Here is a 21,417-nt window from a genome sequence, read left to right on the forward strand (position 1 = left end):
AGAAGATCTATCTTTCGAATATTATTTCCACGCTTGAGATCAAGACCTCATCAGCCGTAGATTTCCCTCATCGCAAAATTATTTGCAGGAGGGCCTGTCCATGCAAAGTCCAGAAACGATTCTGGTTCTTGAAGATGATCTGCTCATCAGTAGACTGATCACAAGATTTATTACTCCGGAAACCAAGCGGGTGCTTGTCGCATCGAATGTGAAAGAGGGGCTCGAAATCCTCAGGAGCAATCACGTCGATGTTATTTTCGCGGACATCCATCTGCCTGACGGCAATGGAATCAGTGTGATCCGGGAAGCACTTCAGATTCACGATGACCTCGTTTCGGTCGTCGTTACAGGAGATCCCTCTCTGGAGTCTGCCATTGAAGCAATGCATCTGGGAGTCAGTGATTATGTCAAAAAACCCTTTAATCGGGAAAAAATTATTACTTCTCTACGTCGTGCCATCAGCAGGGCTGAGGTAAAAAAACTGATGGCAAGCAGAGAGAGTGATCCACCCGTTAAGAATGATCTGTTTCAACAGGCGGATTCGAAATTTCTCGCGGTCAGCGCTGCCATGAGGGAGATTTTGTCACTGATGAATAAGGTCTCTCATTTGGATATACCTTTTCTACTCCAGGGAGAAATTGGAGTTGGAAAGAAAGCATTAGCCAGACATATTCATCTAACTAATGCCACATTCAAAGCTCCCTTTACTTACATCAACTGTTCGACGCAGACCAGCGGTCGGCAGTTTTATGATTCAGTCTCTCAGACACTGGTTCAAAATGCGGAACAGGTTTCATCCGGTAAAACCGGAAAGGGAACCATATTTCTGGAAGACGTCGAACAACTGTCGATGGGTGATCAAAAACAGTTGCTGGAGTTTTTGGGAGAAAATGCAATGGGGGGCCATTCTTGCCCGGTGATTTACGAATATCCGTTCCGATTGATTGCTGCTACGACGAGTCACGATCTGGATGCTGAAGTCAAGAAAGGACGTTTTCATCGAGGTTTATTCGACTATTTGAGTCTGATGCCCATTAAGGTGCCTCCACTCCGGGAACGCAGAGAGGCGATCAAACCATTGGGAATTCATTTTCTGGAGCAGTTGGGGAATGTCTGGAACTTTAAGAATAAAGACAGCCAGGATCGAATCAATGAAGCAGAATGGGAGACCTTGATTAACTATGAGTGGCCGGGAAATGTTCATGAACTGGCGGCGGTGATTTTCCGGATCATTCTCCTTAATGACTGTCTGGGGGTCACAAAACAGTTGAAAAAGACTCCTCAAAGTCCTGCAGTCGGGAAAGCTGAGACAATTTCTGTTCCCATCACAGGTGACTTTAAATCAATGGAACGTCACATGATCAATGAAGTGGTTAAGCTGTGTGGTGGAAATAAAACCACAGCTGCCAAAACACTCAGGATGCATCGTAGAACGCTGTATCGTATTCTGAGCCAGGGAGAACAGGATCAGGATATGCATCAGGCGACTTTGACCTGAAAATGCTGGTGTTAAATTCCGATACAGATCGCATCCCTGAGTTTGACTGGCGCAAAGTTGACTACTTCTGTTTTGTCAGAAAAACTCGAATTGCCCATTGGCGTCCTGGTACATCGAAGAATCGTTTTCCTGGAACGAATCCCTGGGCAGGAGGTTCACTCTCCGCAACTTTCGCATAGTGAAAGTAGACTCCTTTATACTGAGTGGCATGAGGATCCAGTCCCAGTGTCAATTTTCCCTGTTCAAGATAATCGGCAATCGGCGGCGGGTCCGGGATTACAAGGTTGACCCATTTAGGGCGATAACCAAATTGGTCATAAGAAAAAGAATGTGACCAACTCGCGGCTGCTTTCTGGTCTACTATCTGTAAATCCAGACCGGTTGTCTCTGGTTCGTATCCGGAACCGTAACGACTTGAATAGAGCTGAATTCCTTTGAGCCTTAACTGTTTGATTGGAATCTCTGCTGGAATCAGGTCTTTGACATTGATTACCATTGCCGGTCCTGCGCCACCATAACTCTGTTGCCCTTGCGACTCTCTCACAAAATTTCGGACTTCAATACAACCGGCAAAAGGATCGATCGTGTCTGTCCTGACACGATCTGCCAGTTTTCGTAAGCCCAGTTGCTCGGTCGGTTGAGGGGAAAGACAGGGGCGAACCATCCAGTTCTGGTTGGGTTTGAGCGCAGTCAATCCGTCACCTGGCAAGCCGATGAAAGAGTCTGTTTTTTTCGCGTTGTCATCCCGACCAATATAGATTCCTTTGGTTCGATGTGGGTTGAATGCCAGTGCGATATAAAACTGGTCTGGTACTTCGATGGACGGGGTTCGCAGCGTATGCCATTTGAGATCACCACGAGGGATTAATGCATAAGGGAACTTTAAATCCGTAATGATTTTCTGATTTTCATCAAGTACATAAAGCCGAAAATCTGCCTGGGGCGCGGTAGGGGTTCCGTAGCGCGAGGCGAAGATCCGAATCGCTTCCAGATATTGTTTTTCGTCCGGTCTGTGATAACGGACGGCATGACCCGATGCCGCAAGACTGCGATATGTTTCAGCAGTGCCATCGTCCAGAATCAGGGGTTCCGCAGACTCGGGGACTACCTGTTCTGCGACTTCAGTGATTCGATTATTTTTGATGCCTGTATTCACTTTGGTCAGTTCAAGCCCAACTCTGATCTGTTTGATCGAAGATGTCTTGTTCCAGATTTGCAGAGGAACAGAAATAATCTCGGGAGTCTTATCCTGTTTGACTGTCGCAGCAGATTTCAAAGTCTGACTGCCACGACCAATGATTTGATGATCATCATTCAGGGCTACAATCCAGAAACGCCAGTCCGCATTCAAACCACCTGAATTCAGGACATTGATCCCGACATTGTAAGTGATGTGTCGGTCTTTGGGGGAAGTTTCTACTGGTTGCAGTGTAAGGGATTCCGTTTTGAGGACAGTTTGAGGTCCCCATTGGGCAGTCAGTGCCAGAGGCTTCTGATGTTGAGGAGCAAAATCCGTTTCTACCGGCGATGAAAGTGAGAGGTTCTCTGAGTACGCGCGGGGGACTTTCTGCAAGGTCATCTCGAAGTGTTCGACCTGTTTCAGATCAACCTGGCCCAGGTCGAGCTGAGTTTCAGGTAATTTGGAACGCATTACGACAGAAATGATAAACCCGGGAGTCTTAATGTCCTGCTGTGCTTTGGAAATCTGCTTTCCGGACTGATCGAACAGACGCAGAGTCAGGCGGAAAGTGGCTGCCGGCCAGCTGTTAATTCCGCCATGGAGTTTTGCGGTTAAAGTTCCGTCTGAATCCCGGAATTCGATCGAGGAAAGAAAAACCGTTTCACCATATTCCGGAGTCTCAGCGGTCATGTGGGTCTGAATCGGGACATTCAATTCAAATTTACCGACTTCGGTACCATGCACAGATTTCGTTCGAGGGACAGCCTTGTCATCTGACTGGCCGGTAGCAATCAGATAGCGGATCCGTTCTTCCCTGGTTTCCGGTTTCCAGCCCAGTTTAGTCAGGCTCTGGGCAGCGATATAGGAAGGATACTGACTTGGAGTCATCAGTTGCGATTTCAGGTAAGTGATGGACCGTGGATGGTTTATTCTCCCCAGGGTATTGAGCACGCGATTGCGGGCAGAATCTTTGGTTTCCGTTTCGGCGTACGCCAGCAATGGCTCCAGCGCGCGTTCATCCGCAATTCGGACGAGTGAAGAGAGGGCGGCGCGGCGTGTATGTTGATCGTCTGATTTCAGCAGCTCACATAAAACCGGAATTGTTTCCTGGCCATAATGATAAAGATGTTCCGCGGCGGCACGACGGGTGTACTGGTTTTGATCGTGTGCCATTTTCAACAACACGGGGAGGGCTCGTCGGTCTTCGCGTTCGGCCAGCGCCAGGGCGACGGTACGTGAGGGCTCAGCTCCCTCCAGAAGAGGCAGCAGCGCTTCGGTCGCAGCAGTTCTCTGATCACGAAGCAGGATGTTGATGGCCCTGGCTTGAACTTTCTTATTGTCATGTTGCAGGAGTGGTTTCAGTAACTCGATTTTTTGCTCCCCTTTCTGATGTGACAAATAGCGTAAGGCAGCCAGCACCTGATGTTCGTCTTTCTGCCGCAGGGCAGCTCGGATGATTTTCATTTTTTCTGCAGTATCTGACTGAGAGGAGGCAAGATCTGTTCTCAGTTTCAGATCGGACAGGGATTCTAAAGCCGTGTTTTTAAGCCAGCGATCTTCGTGACTGGTCAATTTTTCCAGTGCAGGCATCGCGCGTGGATCACCCAATTGACTCAGAGTTGTACACAGCTCCCGGAGATTTCGAGGATCCTTTTCACGCTGGATGAGAGCCAGTAAAGGTTCGACGGCCCGCTTGTCATTGATGTTTGCCAACGCCTTGATCGCCGCGTGGCGTACCCGCTCTGATTCGGAGTCGAGATTCTTGATGATTGGAATGACAGCTTCTTCGGCATGAAAGCGGCCTAAGGCTGCGATAGTTGCCTCACGTCGGATATCCGTTTCGTTGAGCTGACTGAGGAGGGGGGGAATGAGCCGTCGTTCGTCCATCTCAATGAGTAAATATACCAGGTTAAAGTCGGATATTTCATTTTTTCCGACCCTCTTCAGTAACAATTCATTGATCCGTGGGTCGTTAAACTCTTTCAGCGGGCGGAGAGAGTACGAATTCCCGATGGGAACTTGTTGCAGGACTTTCACAATGGGCTCAATTGCCCGGGGATCATTGATGTTTGAGAGCGCACGTATCAGAACAATGATTTCATTGGGATCTTGCGTTTTTTGAAGTGCCGCGATCAGGGGGCTGATTGTGTCTGGATCTTTGACGTCTCCCAGGAATCGGGCAGCTCCCATGCGAATATCAGAGTTCGAATCCTGAAGTAAGGGAACGATGATTGGCACCAGCGAGGCATCCACAGTTTCGCCTAGCGCATTTAATGCCGTGACTCGTACATACGGATCGGAGTCTTGCAGCATCTTCAGGTAGCGTTGTTGCTCACTCTCTTTACTTTCTTCTCGTTCCTCTTGAGTAGCAGCTTGCGGTTCAGCTGAGGCTTGAACACCATGCGTGACAATGCCGGTAATCAAAGCCAGTAAGATCAACAGAGCTAACAGTGGTTGAGCCGGCAAAAGTGAGCGGGGGGACTGGTTCGGGGTAAGAATCCGATCAATCCGATTGCCCAGCTGCGAAATCCGCTTGAGGGCAACTCCCAGTAAGGTCGCTGGAACCGGTTCGTCCCGAGTAGCCCGCTCTGCAATGAGTAACAGGGTGTCTGCATAATCGACTGCGTCCACCGTACCCAGCTTTAGCACGGCATCGTCACAGCAATATTCCCGTTCTGAACGTAAATTGCGGGAGATGACCCAGACGGCAGGATTATAAAAACAGATGGATTCCACAATCAGCTGCAGATGGTTGACCCAGGGATCCAGGCGTTTGAGATGCATCAATTCGTGCAGCAGCAGGGCTTCCAGTTGTTGTGGCGATAAACCGCTGGTCGTGGAGAGGGGCAGGAGAATCATCGGACGTAGAAAGCCGATCAGCACCGGGACGGAGAGTCGTTCCGAGCGAGCCAGGATAATATTATGAGTCAACTGTAGACGTTGCAAACATCTCTGAAAGAGGGCCTGCAGTTCTGTATCTTCAATCAACTGGGAGTGATACTTTAACAGTCGCCCCTGATTCAGAGAACGGATCAGACGCACGCTCATCAGCAGCATTCCCAGGATCCAGCAGGCCACCAGACATTCCGGCCAGTAGATCATTGCACTGGCAGGGGAATGAGACGCGTGCTGTGCTATCTCCTGGACTGACGGAGTAGGCGACTGCTGTGATGCCGGGGCAGGGAGAGAGTCCTGGGAGACTGGCTGCCCGATGGGGGCTGCTGGCAACTCAGTGATAGTTTCTGGCGACTGAGAAAGAACGTTGGCTGAAGCAGGAGAATGGGGAACAATCTTGCCAGGCAGTACCAGAAATGTGACTGGCAGTGCCGCAATTGATCCTGCCAGAGCGCAGAGCCAGAGGTGATAACGGAAGCCTGCCGAGCGAATCACAAACCGGCACAGGAGCCAGACGGAAATCGCGAGAATAGAACTGATCCAGAGTGAGTGAGCCAGGGTGAAAGTGAGACGCAGTGCCAGGCTGTGATCGATCATGATTCCCGTTCCTTTGCAATATGATCCACTTTCTGTCGGAGTTGTTTTAATTCCTCAGCGTCGAGGTCAGACGTGTCGAGCAGTTTGAGGATGGCATCCATGGATGACCCGGAAAAGGCACGGTCGACGACATCGACCAGCATGTTTTTCAGGGTGGAATCGCGGCGGATGCGGGCTGTATAGAGATAGCCGGGGCCTTTGGGGAGTGGCTCGCGTTTGAGGTAGTTCTTGTCCGTCATGATACCCATCATGGTCATCACGGAGTTATGAGCCAGCTTGCGAAACGGCTCCAGCTGTTCTCGCACATGACGGACGGTGGACGGACCGTCCCGCCAGAGAATCTTGATGATTTCCAGTTCCAGCTCGGTTAGTTGTTTGGATGAAGGTCGCGGCATGTTGCCCTCACTAATTAATTAGTGATATGCTACCAGTGAGAACCGGCGTGTCAACATGATCTGGTAGGTCGGTCTCCCATCGCAGAAGGAGCAACACGATCAGGCAAGGGGTGTGGGGAGAGAAGGACACACCCAAAGTGACTGTGTCCTGAAGACTTTAGGTAAACAGTCGTCGTGTGCTTTCAATAAGAAAAGAAACTTCAAAAATATTTCATTTTGTCGGCATCGGATTCAACCCGGGATGGTGTGAATGTCAAATCAATCTCACGTCTGTTAAAATATCAAAAGTTGATCTGCGTGAGAGAGTTGGCAGGTCAGACACGTTAATCAATCAGACTTGTGAATTTAGAACTGATGTTGGCGCTCAGAAAGCATCAGATGGAAAAGTAATGAAGTTATTCAACGTATGCCTGTTGGCCTTATTTTTGGCTATTGTTTCTCTGATAACTGCCGATGCCCGCGCGGAATTCGTCATCGAGGTTTCTCCTGAAGGGCCGATCAAATCTATTGCGGCAGCCCGTGATGAAATCCGGAAACGTCAGCCGAAGGAAGCGGTGAAGGTCCTGATTCAAGAGGGCGTTTATCCCATCACAGAGCCGCTGGTCTTCACCAGCCAGGATTCGGGGAAGCAGGGAGCACCAATTTCCTACGAGGCAGCTCCCGGCAGTCGTCCTGTGATATCTGGGGGGAAACCGATTACCGGTTTCAAAGTGGAAACGGATGGAATCTGGACTGTAACTGTAGATCCCAGCTGGAAATTCGAGCAGCTCTGGGTGAATGGGAAACGGGCCGTACGGGCCCGGGAACCGGATGAGTTCTTTTTCTATCTGCGTAACAGCCGGGAGAAGATGGGGACGACAGATGCCCCTAAACCAAAGAAAATCGCCCGGCAGACGCTCTACGCCGATCCCGCGGATCTGGAGTCACTGAAGCTGGTCCCGGAATCGGAACGTGCTGGCATCCAGGCGCTGTTCTTTCACAAGTGGGACAATACTCGAAAGTTTCTCGACGGGTTCGACGTTAAAGGGGGCAAACTCCTCACCTCGGGCAGAAAGATGAAAAGCTGGAATCCTCTAACACGGAATACGGCCTATTTTCTGGAGAATTACCGGGCCGCCCTCGATACACCGGGGGAATGGTATCTGGCACCTGAAGGAAAGCTTTACTACCTGCCACGTCCGGGTGAGACTCCAGCTAATGCTGAAGTATATGCCCCGGTTGCGGAAACACTGCTTGTTCTGCAGGGCGATCCCGCAGCCGGTCAGTTCGTGGAACATCTCACTTTCCGTGGACTCGCGTTTCGCTATACCGACTGGCGGACACCTCCGCAAGGGTTTGAACCCTCCCAGGCGGCTTCACCCATCGAGGCCGCTGTCATGGTCGATGGAGGGCGTTCCATCCAATTCGAGAATTGCGAAATCGGGCACGTTGCCACCTATGGACTCTGGTTTCGGAAAGGGTGTCGCGAGTGCAGTGTAATCCACTCTGATCTGTACGACCTGGGAGCAGGCGGTGTGCGGATTGGGGAGACACGGATTGCTGCAAATGAAGCGGAACGGACTTTGAAGATTAAAGCCGATAACAATCTCATTCGGCACGGCGGTCGACTTTTCCCTTGTGCGGTTGGTGTCTGGATCGGTCAGTCTGGTGACAACACCGTGACTCATAATGAAATTGCCGACTTCTTTTATACGGGGATTTCCGTTGGCTGGCGCTGGGGTTACAGTCAGAGTCTGGCTGTGCGTAATCGGGTTGAGTTTAATCACATCCATCATCTCGGCTGGGGCTGGCTGAGTGATATGGGGGGCGTTTATACCCTTGGCCCGTCTAAAGGAACTACTGTCAGTCACAATGTGATTCACGATATTCTCTCGTGGAGCTATGGTGGATGGGGGCTCTATAACGACGAGGGTAGTTCGAATATTGTGATGGAGAACAACCTTGTTTATCGCACCCGATCGGGGGGATATCACCAGCATTACGGCCGGGAGAACATGATCCGGAACAATATTTTCGCTTTCTCACGCGAGTACCAGGTGAAACGCAGTCGGGTGGAGGAGCATCTCTCATTCACATTCGAACACAATCTGGTTGTCTTTGATTCGGGAGAACTGTTTCATGGAAACTGGTCTGATAAAAACGTGAAAGTAGATCACAATCTTTACTGGCGCACCGATGGCAAACCGATCGATTTCCAGGGGAAGACCTTTGCAGAATGGCAGGCTATCGGGAAAGATCGAGATTCGATTATTGCCAATCCGCAGTTCATTGATCCGGCACACGATAATTTTCATCTGGCGAAAAACTCGCCTGCGTTCAAAATCGGATTCAAGCCGTTCGACTATGAGCAGGCGGGCCTCTATGGTGATCCCGCCTGGGTGGCCAAAGCCAGATCGCTGAAATTTCCGGAAATGAAAGATCCTCCGCCTACACCTGCTCTGGCTTTTGTCGAAGACTTTGAAGAAGGAGGCATGCCTCCGGGCACTTCGGTAGGACAGGATGAAAAACGCGGGGGTGTCGAGATTGTGCAAATCAAAGATGCTCCTTCGGGGACACACGCTCTGCGGCTCAAAGACTTTCCGGGGCAGAAGCGACGTTATTACCCGATGGTCACTGTTGGGCCAAAGTATTCCACTGGGACCGGTCGTTGTGCCTTTGCACTGAAGCTGGGGCCCGGGGCCGTCTTCCAACATGAGTGGCGCGACCATTCCAGTCCCTACCGGATCGGTCCCACCATCTGGATTGAAAAAGGAAAGCTCAGGGCGGCAAACCGTCAGATTCTTTTGGATCTCCCGACCGACCAATGGGTGCAACTGGAAATCGTCGCTCCCCTGGGAGAGCAGGCCGGTAAGTGGGATCTGCTGGTTACTCTACCGGGAGAGAAACCACGGCGTTTCAAGAATCTACCCTGTATTCATCCTGAGTGGCGGACCCTCGACTGGATCGGATTCATCAGCCAGGCCGACACCGATGCCGAGGTCTGGATTGATGACCTGAAAGTATCACAGTGAGAATGGAACAGCGGATATCGTTTGTCTCCCAGTCAATTCGAAGTCTTAAAATGAAAAAAGTATTCATGTCACACCTGCTGTTGTCTCTGCTGACGATCGGTTCCTGTTTGTGCGCGTTTTCATCTGCCGTAGCCGCTGAGCAACAACCCCCCAATATCATCCTGATTGTGGCGGACGATCTGGGGTATGGCGACCTCGGTTGTTACGGCAACTCACTCGTCCGGACTCCCCACATTGATCGGCTGGCTGCCGGAGGATTGAAGTTCACCGATTTTCATTCCGCGGGAGCCATGTGTACGCCCACGAGGGCTGCCATGCTCACGGGCCAGTATCAGCAGCGGTTCGGGCGGCACCTAGAAGGGGCTTTGTCGGGGAAGCATGATCGAGAGACAGGACTCCCTCTGCAAGCGGTCACCATAGCCGAACTGCTGAAACAGCAGGGATATGCCACCGCCTGTTTTGGAAAGTGGCATTTGGGCTACCAGCCTCCCTGGCTCCCTACCAGTCAGGGGTTTGACGTATTTCGCGGCCTGGCCTCGGGAGACGGGGACCATCACACGCACATTGATCGCTCTGGCAATCGGGACTGGTGGAAAAACAATGCGATCAAGATGGAGGAAGGTTACACGGCCGATCTGTTAACGAAATACAGTCTGGAATTTATGGAAGCCAACCGCGGGCAACCATTCTTTCTCTACGTTCCTCATCTGGCGATTCACTTCCCCTGGCAGGGACCGGAGGACCCACCTCACCGGGTGGCAGGGAAATCGTATCACGCTGATAAATGGGGGATCATTCCTGATCCCGGCAACGTCAGGCCTCACACCACTGCGATGATTGAATCTCTGGATCAGAGTGTGGGAGACATTCTGGCAGCAGTTCGAAGGATGCAACTGGAGAAAAACACCATTGTGATTTTCACCTCTGATAATGGCGGCTACCTCAATTATGGAAAGAAATATCAGAAGATCTCCAGCAATGGTCGCCTGCGTGGCCAGAAGGGGACGCTGTACGAAGGAGGTCACCGTGTCCCGCTGTTGATAACATGGCCGGGGACCATCACAGCCGGAGTGACCCACCAGACCGCGCATTCAGTCGATCTGTTGCCGACACTGGCTCTGGCGGCGGGGATACAAAGGGCTGACTTCCAGACAGACGGATTGGATCTGTCGTCACTCTGGCAGCCGGGGCATACTTTGGGCAGCCGCAACTTATACTGGCGGATGGGAGACAACCGTGCTGTGCGTAGCGGTCACTGGAAGCTGTGTAGCAAAAATGGTGGAAGCGAACTTTACGATCTGAAAACCGATCTCGGGGAACAGCAGAACCTGGCGTCAGAGCACCCTGATATTGTCAAGAAACTGAGTCATGCCTTGAAAGAATGGGAAGAAGATGTTGATACAAGCGCGAAACCGTTCAACAAATAATACCTGCTTACAGCCTCTGATTCTGGTGGCCGGAGTTTTCTGGCTGAGTAGCTTTCTGGTTTGCATACCTGGTGTCGCTCGGGCCGAGGCAATGCGTCGCCCGAATATCATCTACGTCATGGCAGATGATCTGGGGTATGGAGATCTGGGATGCTACGGGCAGAAGCTGATCAAGACACCCAATATCGATCGGTTGGCGGCTGAGGGAGTTCGATTTACACAAGCCTATGCTGGCAGCACTGTCTGTACGGCTTCACGGGCCGTGTTGTTGACCGGGCTCCACAACGGGCACTCCCCGGCACGTGATAATGTGCCCCATTACCCGAGCTATCTGCAGGAGGATGACGTCACCATTGCCGAGGTCTTAAAGCAGGCCGGTTATCGTTGTGGTGGGGTGGGAAAATGGTCTCTGGGTGATGCCGGAACCACTGGAAGGGCCACGAATCAGGGGTTCGATATGTGGTTCGGCTATTTGAATCAGGATCACGCCCATTACTACTTCACCGAGTATCTGGATGATAATGAAGGACGCCTGGAACTGAAGGGGAACAGCCAGTCGCGACAGCAATACAGCCACGATCTGCTGACTGATCGCGCTCTGAAGTTCATTCGTGATTCGGCTGCACAACCCTTTTTCCTGTATGCGGCCTATACTTTGCCCCACTTTTCAGCCAAAGAGGAAGACCCACACGGTCTGGCAGTGCCATCCACGGCTCCTTATTCAAATCGGGACTGGGATGCCAAATCGAAAAAATATGCAGCGATGGTCCACAGGCTGGACCGGGATGTGGGGCGGATCATGCGTCTGGTAGATGATCTTCAATTACGCCAGCAGACATTGATCATCTTTACCAGCGACAATGGAGGCCATCGAGGCGTCCCCAAACGCTTCCAGACGAACGGAGCGTTGCGGGGGTTCAAACGGGATCTCACGGAAGGTGGCATCCGTGTGCCTTTTATCGCCCGTTGGCCCGGCACCATTCCCGCAGGCAAAGTGAGCCGCGAGATCATCGCTTTTCAAGACATGCTGCCGACATTTGCTGAGCTGGCAGGAGTACAGGCACCAGCTGATCTGGATGGAATCTCCGTGGTTCCAGCGCTCAAGGGGGAATCGCTCAAACACGGGCATGAGTTTCTGTATTGGGATTACGGCCACTGCCGCGCTCGCTACGATCAGGCGGTTCGCTGGAAAAACTGGAAGGGAATTCGACACGGGCGGGACGGCAAAATCGCTCTCTATAACCTGGATCACGATCTCAGCGAGACTAATGACATCTCGGGGGACCATCCGCAAGTTGTTAAGCGAATGACTGAGATAATGGAAACGTCCTCGGTGCCGAGCAAGCGTTACCCCATCGGCACTATTTACCGCGGGAAAGCACTGTGGCATCCCTGAACGACAAAACAGGCCTCCATCTGAGTGATGAAGGCCTGTTCGTGATGTGTTTGGTAATTCAAATAGAATTAAAAAAGTACACCCGGAGGGATTCGAACCCCCAACCCCCGGTTCCGAAGAGCACGACCGATAGAACCAGGCTTTGATAACGTTTCACAAAGTCCTGTTTTTCAGGGCCATTTACTTCGACATCCCTTTAATCAGTCTTTGTTTTAGCGTGAAGAATGCGCATTTGTGGGGGGATTAGTGGGGGGAATCATTAAGAATACTGATGCTGAATAAGACTTCAATTCAACGCAACAGCTCGAATGTTTAATTGTTTGTGATCAGAATCTTAAGTATATCAAGCAAACCAATACAAACCGAGTAGAAAGCCAAATCGTTAAAGAGCTAAACGCGCGCCTGAATATTTTGACCATACGGGATATGCAGCCGCCGATAGCCATAGCGCACACGAATGGTTGCCAGTTCACGCAGTCGCATCTGCAGTTCGGCCCGTTCATCAAGAACACTCTGGTAACGGTGACTGGCTTGCGGAAAGCCGAGCACCTGCCAGGCACGCCGCTCACTGACTTCGTAGCAAACCTTCAGTTCCTGCACCAGAGTACGACGACGAGCGGGCCTCACAGATTATTTTTGAGAACGTCCTGAAGCATGCTCTTGTCCAGTCTCAGATCAGCCACCAGTTGTTTGAGCTTCCGGTTTTCCTCTTCCAACTGCTTCAGTCTGCGGACTTCTGCGACGCCCATACCGGCGTATTTATACTTCCAGCGGTAAAAGGTCTGTTCGGTTATTCCAATTTTTCCCTGTTCCTTTTGTGATCGCTCGCACAGTGGTATAGTGGACAGACACAAGGTCTTACTATCAACATCTTTTTTTTGATCAAATCGAATCACACATGACTACAAAACGCCTCATGCCTGTTATTCGGGTGTTTGTGAGTTCGACGTTTAATGATTTGAAACTGGAACGAAACGCTCTTTCTAAGCATGTTTTTCCAAATCTCGAAGAATACTGTGCGAGCAAGGGGTTTCAGTTTCAGGCAATCGATTTGCGATGGGGAGTTTCGAAAGAAGCAGGGCTAGATCACCGGACGATGCGAATTTGCTTTGAAGAATTGCGTCGTTCACAGCAAATATCTCCGCGACCGAACTTTTTGATTCTATCAGGAAATCGTTATGGCTGGCGACCATTGCCAGAAGTGATTCAGGGGTTGGAATATCTACAACTCCGAAAAGCTGCTCGCCATATTCAGGGAATAGGCGATCAACCTGCGAAAAAGATTCTCAAGCATTGGTATAGAAAAGACCGCAATACAATCCCGCCAGTCCACATCTTGCAACCTCGGCAGGATGAATTCAAAGAGGACAATAACTGGTTCCCCGTGCAAAATGTTTTATGGAAAATCATCAATCGAGCGTGGTCAAAGGATGAATTAGCAACTCGATTTCCCACTAACTGGATTGAACTTCTTAAGAAGCTCGAAAATGACGGAGTTCAAACTCCGCAAATCTTACGGTTTCAAGGCTCTGCAACCGAACAGGAAATCTGGCACGGTGCGTTTCAAGTTCCCGATGCAGCTGAGCATGTCGTCGCATGGTTTCGAAATATTGAGAATCTTGATGAATATTTAGATGATCCAAGTGTTCGAGATTTTATAGACTTTGATGAAAATGGGAAGATCGACACAAAAGCACGACAAGCCCAGGAACAACTTCAGACCGCGATCAATGATTGCCTGCAGAGACTTGAGAGTTCTCAAAAACCCATTGAATCAGTACAAGTCAAACTACACAAAATCAACGATGGAAAAGGAAATCCAATCCTCACTGTTGGAGAAGATCATCTTGAAGAATTTTGTAGCGATATAGAAAACCGTCTCAAGGAGATAATCGAACAACAAATCAGCACTTGGGGAACGCAGAGTAAGCTTGAAATCGAGCAGCAGAAACACAAAACATTTGGAACAGAACGGGCACCTGAAGAATCTTTTGTAGGTCGTGAATCGGAACTTGAAATCGTTCAACAATATGTCGCTGGAGTAGGAGCATTCACGAACGGTAACGAACGCCTACCGCTTGTCATATATGGAGATTCCGGAAACGGCAAGACAGCATTGATGGGCAAAGCGGATTCAGAGATTCAACAGCGAACTGGTACCAAACCAATTACACGCTTCATCGCTGCTACTTCCCAATCATCCGACGTCCGAAATTTGCTCCATTCAATCTGCCAGGAACTACGACAATCAAACCCGCTTGAACAGGGACTTCCCGATACACTAAACAGCTTAGTGGATGAATTCGAACTGCATCTCGATGCCGCTAAAGACCTACCGCAGCCATTGGTGATTGTTCTCGATGCACTGGATCAACTCGCAGAGAGCGACAACGGCAGGCATCTCTTCTGGCTGCGTCACATACCGCTGCCTGAGAACGTGAGGCTGATAGTTACTTGCCTTTCAGATCGGAAAAATCAACCAGGCGGTGAATCATTTGAACATTTAAAATCACGTTTGCTACATGACGGTATCACAGTAGAAGGCCACCCTAACTTTATTAAACTCGGCATTCTATCCTATCCCAAGGCAAACAATTTGTTGTTTGATAAATGGTTGCCACAACTAAAACCGCCACGTAAGGTTAATAAAGAACAGCGAAAAGCTATCGAAGAGAGGCTGAAAACTGATGAGTGTCGGAAGCCGCTTTATCTCAAGCTGTTGTTTGAAGAAGCGAAATTGTGGCGATCCTACGATAGTAAACCAGCGATTGGTGAGAGCATAGATGAGTTGATAAAAAATTTATTCACACGTCTCGGGGAAGCAACAAATCACGGCAAGACGTGGGAATACTCGATGATGTACATCGCAGCCTCCAGATATGGTTTGACAGAGAATGAAATTGTTGGCGTGTTGAAACTAGACAAAGAATACTACAAATGGTTTCATAAACGAGATTATCATTCACTCCCCAAAAACGCAAAACGCATTCCAATAGCAGTTTGGTCGCGATTGCGGTTTGATTTGGAACCTTATCTCACAGAACGAACCGCTCCCGGCGCGCAGGTACTGTCATTCTACCACAGGCAGTTTGCCGAATATATCGAAAGGGATTTTCTAAAAGGAAATACTCGGCAACGATTCCATACTTTATTAGCAGGTTTTTTCTATGGTCAACTCAACCCGAAAAATAAGGAGCCGTGGAGCCGAAATGATCATCACGCCATTTCAGAAATGCCATGGCTATATATACAGGCTGCTCAGGAATTCAAAGCTCCGTATGACCAATCATCTCTTTCAAGTCCATGGTTGACAATATGTGAAATACTACTCGATTTTCGTTTTTTGGTAGCCAAAATTGATGCTGATTTGCTGCCAGATTTATTGAACGATATTGTGGACGTGCGTAGAAACATTTCAACAGACAACTCTCAATCCGAATTGCTTCAAATTGTTGATGAAAGTATTCGCAATGACGCTACGTTCTTGAAATTGCACCCAAACACATTATTCCAATGTGTTTGGAACCGATACTTTCAAAATGAATCGGCTTCAATAACACATCTCTTACATACATGGCGCTCAGTAAAGAAGTCGAGTAGCACACCCGTTTGGCTTCGGTCTCTCACTCCTTCAAACGATATAAACCTCAGTTGTGACACGAATGTACTAGTTGGCCACCGACCCGGAGTTAGTTATGTAGGATTTCTTCCTGCAAACAAAAATAGAAATGAACATTTTATAACGGGAGGCAGCAACGGAGACAATTCCATCCGAATATGGGAAACGAAAACGGACCAAGAGGTTATGTGTCTCTTAGGCCATAAATCAACTGTTAATGATGTGGCAATTTCACCCGTAGAAGAATTGATTGCCAGTGCCTCTGGTGACAAGACTATTCGAATATGGAATCTTTTTGACGGGTGTCAAAAAAACTGCTTTGAAGGTCACAATCAAGCTGTAACCGCGGTCACGTTTTCGCCAGACGGAAAACGTATCATTAGTTGTTCAGAAGACAGAACTGTTCGGGTATGGGACATTAAGACTGGGAAACCTATCAAAATATTGAAGGGACATTCCTCGAAAGTACTTTACATCGCTTACAGGGGTAGTGGATCACAATTTATTACTGCTGACGCATCAGGAACTATTCTCACCTGGAAAGACCAGGATTTAACACGAACAATCGATCCTGAGATTAATGTGGGTGGAGAAGTACTAGCTCTATCTTCCGATGGAGAACTAGCAGTGGCAATGAACAATGATGAAATGCAGATTCAATTATTTGAAACTCGGAATGCAAAGCTGATCGGATTCTGTGCATTGACTACTGATTTCATTGTTAATTGCGCAACTTTTTCTACAGACAATCAACTAGTTGCCATCGGAACTCTTAAAGGAGTATCTATCGCTGAGATCAAAGCATGCTTAAATATGCTACCTTTCTGTGATTATTTTAACTGTGAGTGTGTGGCGTTTTCACCGAACACAACAAGCCTTGCTTTCGGCTCAATAGTAGATAGCAACGCCCGTATCCGGAATGTTCCTGAAGTAGCTACGCTCTTTGAATCTGCATACAAAAATGTATACGAAAAACAGCGTAGTGCTATTTCACACTTGGAAGGCAAAGTAGAGCATGAAAAGGCACCGTCTAAGTTTCGAGGATTTTCACCGGATGGAAAATGGATTTTAACTACAAGCCACGGTGAAATGATTGGTAGTTACTTTCACATCTGGGACCCATCGTCAATAACGTGCATCATCTCATTTGGTCCAGGAACATTATGCGCTAATGATGTTGATATTTCTCCTGATGGTCGACAAATCGCATCATCTGCTGACGATGGAACTGCGCGCGTCTGGGATGTTGCTCTCGGACAACAGGTACACTGTTTTGGTGTAGACGAAGCCCATGTGGATGAGATTTTTACTTTGAGCCATGTTAAAGGTGGCGCGTTCAAGTCGATAGGCAATGAACCACAACGATTAGCATTTCATCCAGACGGATGTTCTCTTGCAGTAGCTTACGGCAATGGCAAATTTGAAATATACACATTGGAAACTGGACGAGTCATTTGCTCTTTTGAGTCTGGCTTGCGACCAATTCATAGTATTGTATTTTCACCCGATGGGCAAGACCTTGTGTTCTGTGCCGCTGACACCGTTTTGTTGTGGAGTGTCGCAAAGAGTAGTGAACTAATGCGGTGGAAGATGCATGGCATTGTTACCAGCTTTAGTTTTTCACCGGATGGATCACTACTAGCAATTGGATTAGATTCTGGAAAAATTCATGTGTATCATCGCAACAAAAATGAAGAAATCGTCTTTTTTGAAGGCCACTCTGATCCAGTTCGTCAAATTACATTTTTTAACGATTGCTTACGCATTGCTAGTGGTACTGATACTGACAATTCAGCTAATGAAGTCCTCGTATGGAATGTAAATAACTGTAAGGAATCTGAAAGAGTGAACGGATTAGGCAATACCGATGATTGGTCATCTGAAAGCTTTCCGATTCTTCCAATCATGCGAGATTCCGACGTGGGGGTACTTGACAATGTAATTGAGTTTTTTGAGGTAAGTTCTAAGAAATCTGTTGGTTGGTATCCCTGGAATCATCTCAGCGCTCACCTTGAAGTGAGTCACATCGATAACCGGATTGTTTTAGTAGGAGATCAATCCCACAGTGAACTCTTGCAAATCGAAGGTTACGATTATGATAGAACTTCCCAAAAGCTACCTTGCTTAGAGAACAGTATTCAACAAAGAATGCCCCTGCGAACTTTGACACGTATATATGACCGAATTGAAAACCAATGGGAAGCAAATTTGACATTGAGTTGCCCGAGTTGCATGCAACGGTTTTCACCACCGCAATCAGTTGTTCATGTTATTAGAGGTAGTTTCAAAACCCAAAACTACGTGAACAGTTTGGTATAGTATTTGTACGAGTACCTCCCTCGAAAGGAGGTCTCATTATGACCATGACCCGCGTGTCACGACCTGCCACAGGTCGCAACATTACCGGGTCCAGGACGGAACCAAAACCACAACTCTCGGACGAGCAATGGCTTCTGATCAAAGATCTGTTTCCAGAACCACCGGTAAACGCAGCCGGAGGGCGGCCCAGAGTGGCTCCCCGCGAGTGCCTCGAAGGAATCCTTTGGGTATTAAGGACCGGTGCCCGATGGAAAGATTTACCAACATTTTTACCATCTCCCAGCACCTGCTGGCGGCGTTTCAAGGAATGGACCGAAGACGGTGTCTTCCTGGAAGCGTGGCAGCGATTGCTCGAACACTTAGACCGCCGGAAGCTGGTTGTCTGGTCGGAAGCATTCGGGGATGGCACATTCTGCCCCGCAAAAAAAGGGGCGCCGATGTCGGAAAGACAAAACGGGGAAAGGGAACCAAGCTTATGCTGCTGGTCGACGGAAACGGGCTCCCTCTCGCTTTGGATCGTGCCAGTGCCTCTCCGGCAGAGGTGAAGCTGATTGAATCCCTGCTGGACCAGCGAGTTTTGCCACGCGACCCCGATCGCCTGATTTATGATCGTGCGGCCGACAGCGATCCCCTGCGCACAGAGCTGGCGGAACGGCAGATAGAGCTGATCTGTCCGCATCGCAAGAACCGTGTGAAACCAGCGACGCAAGACGGGCGTGCTCTGCGGCGATATCGACGCCGCTGGAAAGTCGAACGCACCATCAGCTGGCTGTTCAACTTTCGTCGTCTGGTAATACGATATGAACGATACAGTCATTTGTTTTTAGGATTCGCACAACTCGCGTGCGTGTTCACCTTACTTAATAAGTTATGAAACCACTTCTAGGGAAATAGAGTGTAGTAAATCTGACATAACACATGAGTTCAACATCTACGATCCGAAATGGGATGACGACCGCTTAGTAGTAAACTGCAACAATTGTACTCAGTCTGTGAGATTAAATCCGTTTGTTTGTGACCGATTGGAGATGACCGACAAAACATACATAGAACGGTTGCAACAAGAAGACCAAGAGCGAAAATTATTACATCAGATGTATCTCCTCGAAGCAAGAATGGATGAGAATAATCAAAATGAAGATACTCAGGTAGTACCAAATGTACGTGATGAATCCCAGGCAGTTTCAGATGCTCGCAATGAACTTCAAGCTATTTATCACTATTTCAAATCTTCATCGTCACCGAATCGCTCGGTATCTGAGGTTCTTTTTGAAGTTCAAGCTATTTATCAACAACTTAAAATGCCACGAAATCGCTGCCGTTCTTTGCGACTCCAAGCACGTCTTGCTCAAATACTAGGTGATCTTGACAGGGCTATGGATCTACTAAAACACCGAGCTGAAATTGCGACTGAATATGGGTAACCGTTTCAGGAAATACACGGTCTATCAACGGGCATCGAAAGATATGCCTTTGAGAGTCATGAGTAACTGAATCACTGCCGGTTCATCGTCGGCGGGGGCGGTGGGATTCGGGGTGTTGCTTCAGCCATTGGTCCGGCAGCAGTTCTTCCAGACGATCGGCGGCGTGATCGGTTATCCGACTCAGCACATCTCTCAGATAAGCAAACGGTTCTACTTCGTTTGCTTTGCAACTGGCCATCAGACTGTAGTGCACGGCGGCGGCCTCGCCGCCCCGATCACTGCCGACGAATAGATAATTCTTCCGGCCGATAGCACAGGGACGCAAGGTGCGTTCGGCCAGATTGTTGTCAATCGACAGAATGCCCTCGGTACAATACCGCGTAAAACCGGACCAGCGGCTTAACAGATATTGCATCGCGACTGCCACCGGACTTTTCGGTAATAGCACACGCGATGTCTCTGTTAACCAGTCGCGGAACTGTTCCAGAACCGGTAACGCCTTGTCCTGTCGCAACTGTCGGCGGTGTTGCCACCAGCGTTCACAGTCCGCCGGCTGTTGCAGATCGCTGGCTTCCCGTTCAATCGCGTATAACTGCTGGATAAACAATAATGCCCGGTGTGCGGCTTCCGGCTGCACGGTCCGCGCATCGTAAAACTTGCGTCGCGCATGCGCCCAGCACAAGACCTGCTGAATCCTGCCTGACCGGTACAGTTCTTCGTAACCGGCATACGCGTCTGCCTGCAGATAACCGCGAAAGTGTTTTAAAAACGCCTGGGGACCGGCGCGTTCCCGGTTCGGGGTGAAATCATAGACCGAATACGGATGCCCGGCATCGCCGCAGTAAACCCAGAACCGGCCGGTCCGCGTGCGGGAAAGCCGTTGGTCCTGGACGGGAATCGTTGTATCGTCCGTATGCATGACATGCGACTGCAGAACGCGACTTTTCATCAGATCAGTCAGCGGTTGCAGTAATTCCGCAGTTTCCAGTACCCAGCGGCTCATCGTGCTCCGCGAAAGCTGTACGCCATTCCGGCTGAGAATGGATTCATGACGATACAGGGGGAGATGATCTGAGTATTTCCCCACCAGGATCGTCGAGAGCAAGCCGGGGCCGGCGAAGCCTTTGGCAATCGGCCGGGCAGGAGCAGCCGCCAGCACCACATGCTCTTCACACTCCCGGCACGCGTATTTGAAACGTACGTGCTCGATCACTTTCAGGCTGGCAGGAATGAATTCTAACTGTTCGTGGCTGATTTCTCCGATCCGCTGCCGTGTCTGGTCGCAGCAGGGACAGCGTTTTTCCGATTCGGTCAGGTCATGTTCTACCCGTTCCCGAGGTAAATGGTCGGGCAGCTTGTTGCGGCCGCCGCCACGACGACGATGTGCGGAAACCGCAGTAGGAGGCGGTTCATCGTCCTCGGGTTCAGCAACTTCCTCTGCAGCCTCGGGTTCATCAAACAGGCTCATTTGATTGGGGGCGATCTTTTCAGAACGGGCGCCAAACCGTTGTCGCAGCAGCCGCTCAATGAAATGTTTGAGTTGCTCGACTTCCCGCTGTTGCTCTCCCACGGTCTCACCCAACTGGTGAATCATATCATGGCAGGATTGGACGTCGTTCGGCAATGAGGATCGTTTCTGGTTCATGTTCCACGTCT

11 protein-coding genes and 1 pseudogene are annotated in these 21,417 nt (G+C 49.5%); 7 read left to right on the plus strand and 5 right to left on the minus strand.

The features are described from left to right. The first annotated feature begins 100 nt into the window (after positions 1-100). Positions 101-1,498, plus strand: coding sequence for a sigma-54-dependent transcriptional regulator (locus Enr10x_RS08025; protein ID WP_145106066.1), 1,398 nt, complete (start codon positions 101-103; stop codon positions 1,496-1,498). A gap of 61 nt (positions 1,499-1,559) precedes the next feature. Here Enr10x_RS08025 and Enr10x_RS08030 read toward each other — a convergent pair whose 3' ends face one another. Further along, on the minus strand, positions 1,560-6,170 hold the full coding sequence (locus Enr10x_RS08030) for a M56 family metallopeptidase (RefSeq protein ID WP_145448695.1): 4,611 nt from the start codon (positions 6,168-6,170) through the stop codon (positions 1,560-1,562). Then, the gene (locus Enr10x_RS08035; protein WP_145448696.1) at positions 6,167-6,565 is read right to left on the minus strand and encodes a BlaI/MecI/CopY family transcriptional regulator; all 399 of its coding nucleotides are present in this window, start codon (positions 6,563-6,565) and stop codon (positions 6,167-6,169) included. Before Enr10x_RS08035 ends, Enr10x_RS08030 begins: the two co-directional genes overlap by 4 nt. Before the next feature lie 389 nt (positions 6,566-6,954). Between Enr10x_RS08035 and Enr10x_RS08040 the strand changes: the two genes are divergently transcribed. From Enr10x_RS08040 to Enr10x_RS08050, 3 genes are all read left to right on the plus strand, one after another. Next, a complete protein-coding gene (locus tag Enr10x_RS08040) occupies positions 6,955-9,576 on the plus strand; it encodes a right-handed parallel beta-helix repeat-containing protein (protein WP_145448697.1) in 2,622 nt (873 codons plus the stop codon). Between the two features lie 65 nt (positions 9,577-9,641). Further along, positions 9,642-11,003: a sulfatase gene (locus tag Enr10x_RS08045; RefSeq protein WP_197997526.1), complete on the plus strand. Its 1,362-nt coding sequence runs from the start codon at positions 9,642-9,644 to the stop codon at positions 11,001-11,003. A gap of 91 nt (positions 11,004-11,094) precedes the next feature. Beyond that, positions 11,095-12,399: an arylsulfatase gene (locus tag Enr10x_RS08050; protein WP_232093263.1), complete on the plus strand. Its 1,305-nt coding sequence runs from the start codon at positions 11,095-11,097 to the stop codon at positions 12,397-12,399. Positions 12,400-12,789: 390 nt separating this feature from the next. Here the strand turns inward: Enr10x_RS08050 and Enr10x_RS30620 are convergent, their stop codons facing one another. Beyond that, positions 12,790-13,026 (minus strand): hypothetical protein, encoded by a 237-nt coding sequence (locus Enr10x_RS30620; RefSeq protein ID WP_145448699.1) that lies wholly within the window; start codon positions 13,024-13,026, stop codon positions 12,790-12,792. A 10-nt stretch (positions 13,027-13,036) separates the two neighbouring features. Further along, positions 13,037-13,202, minus strand: a pseudogene (locus Enr10x_RS30625) (transposase); the annotation flags it as partial. A 95-nt stretch (positions 13,203-13,297) separates the two neighbouring features. Between Enr10x_RS30625 and Enr10x_RS08065 the strand changes: the two are divergent. The 3 genes from Enr10x_RS08065 (at position 13,298) to Enr10x_RS08075 (ending at position 19,761) form a co-directional block, all read left to right on the plus strand. After that, the gene (locus Enr10x_RS08065; RefSeq protein WP_145448701.1) at positions 13,298-18,337 is read left to right on the plus strand and encodes a WD40 domain-containing protein; all 5,040 of its coding nucleotides are present in this window, start codon (positions 13,298-13,300) and stop codon (positions 18,335-18,337) included. A gap of 44 nt (positions 18,338-18,381) precedes the next feature. After that, a protein-coding gene (locus Enr10x_RS08070; protein WP_390620441.1) for an IS5 family transposase occupies positions 18,382-19,211 on the plus strand; the annotation gives its coding sequence in 2 pieces (ribosomal slippage) (positions 18,382-18,772 and positions 18,772-19,211; 831 coding nt in all). A 154-nt stretch (positions 19,212-19,365) separates the two neighbouring features. Beyond that, positions 19,366-19,761 (plus strand): hypothetical protein, encoded by a 396-nt coding sequence (locus Enr10x_RS08075; protein ID WP_145448702.1) that lies wholly within the window; start codon positions 19,366-19,368, stop codon positions 19,759-19,761. A gap of 82 nt (positions 19,762-19,843) precedes the next feature. Here Enr10x_RS08075 and tnpC read toward each other — a convergent pair whose 3' ends face one another. Beyond that, on the minus strand, positions 19,844-21,406 hold the full coding sequence (tnpC, locus tag Enr10x_RS08080) for an IS66 family transposase (RefSeq protein ID WP_232093133.1): 1,563 nt from the start codon (positions 21,404-21,406) through the stop codon (positions 19,844-19,846). Positions 21,407-21,417 lie beyond the last annotated feature (11 nt).

Source organism: Gimesia panareensis, from assembly GCF_007748155.1.
Classification (GTDB): domain Bacteria; phylum Planctomycetota; class Planctomycetia; order Planctomycetales; family Planctomycetaceae; genus Gimesia; species Gimesia panareensis.

Excerpts from the sequence above, each read along its gene's own strand:
- Enr10x_RS08025 (WP_145106066.1), top strand. The coding sequence starts at position 101 with ATGCAAAGTCCAGAAACGATTCTGGTTCTTGAAGATGATCTGCTCATC.
- Enr10x_RS08030 (WP_145448695.1), bottom strand. The coding sequence starts at position 6,170 with ATGATCGATCACAGCCTGGCACTGCGTCTCACTTTCACCCTGGCTCAC.
- Enr10x_RS08035 (WP_145448696.1), bottom strand. The coding sequence starts at position 6,565 with ATGCCGCGACCTTCATCCAAACAACTAACCGAGCTGGAACTGGAAATC.
- Enr10x_RS08040 (WP_145448697.1), top strand. The coding sequence starts at position 6,955 with ATGAAGTTATTCAACGTATGCCTGTTGGCCTTATTTTTGGCTATTGTT.
- Enr10x_RS08045 (WP_197997526.1), top strand. The coding sequence starts at position 9,642 with ATGTCACACCTGCTGTTGTCTCTGCTGACGATCGGTTCCTGTTTGTGC.
- Enr10x_RS08050 (WP_232093263.1), top strand. The coding sequence starts at position 11,095 with ATGCGTCGCCCGAATATCATCTACGTCATGGCAGATGATCTGGGGTAT.
- Enr10x_RS08065 (WP_145448701.1), top strand. The coding sequence starts at position 13,298 with ATGACTACAAAACGCCTCATGCCTGTTATTCGGGTGTTTGTGAGTTCG.
- Enr10x_RS08075 (WP_145448702.1), top strand. The coding sequence starts at position 19,366 with ATGACCGACAAAACATACATAGAACGGTTGCAACAAGAAGACCAAGAG.
- tnpC (WP_232093133.1), bottom strand. The coding sequence starts at position 21,406 with ATGAACCAGAAACGATCCTCATTGCCGAACGACGTCCAATCCTGCCAT.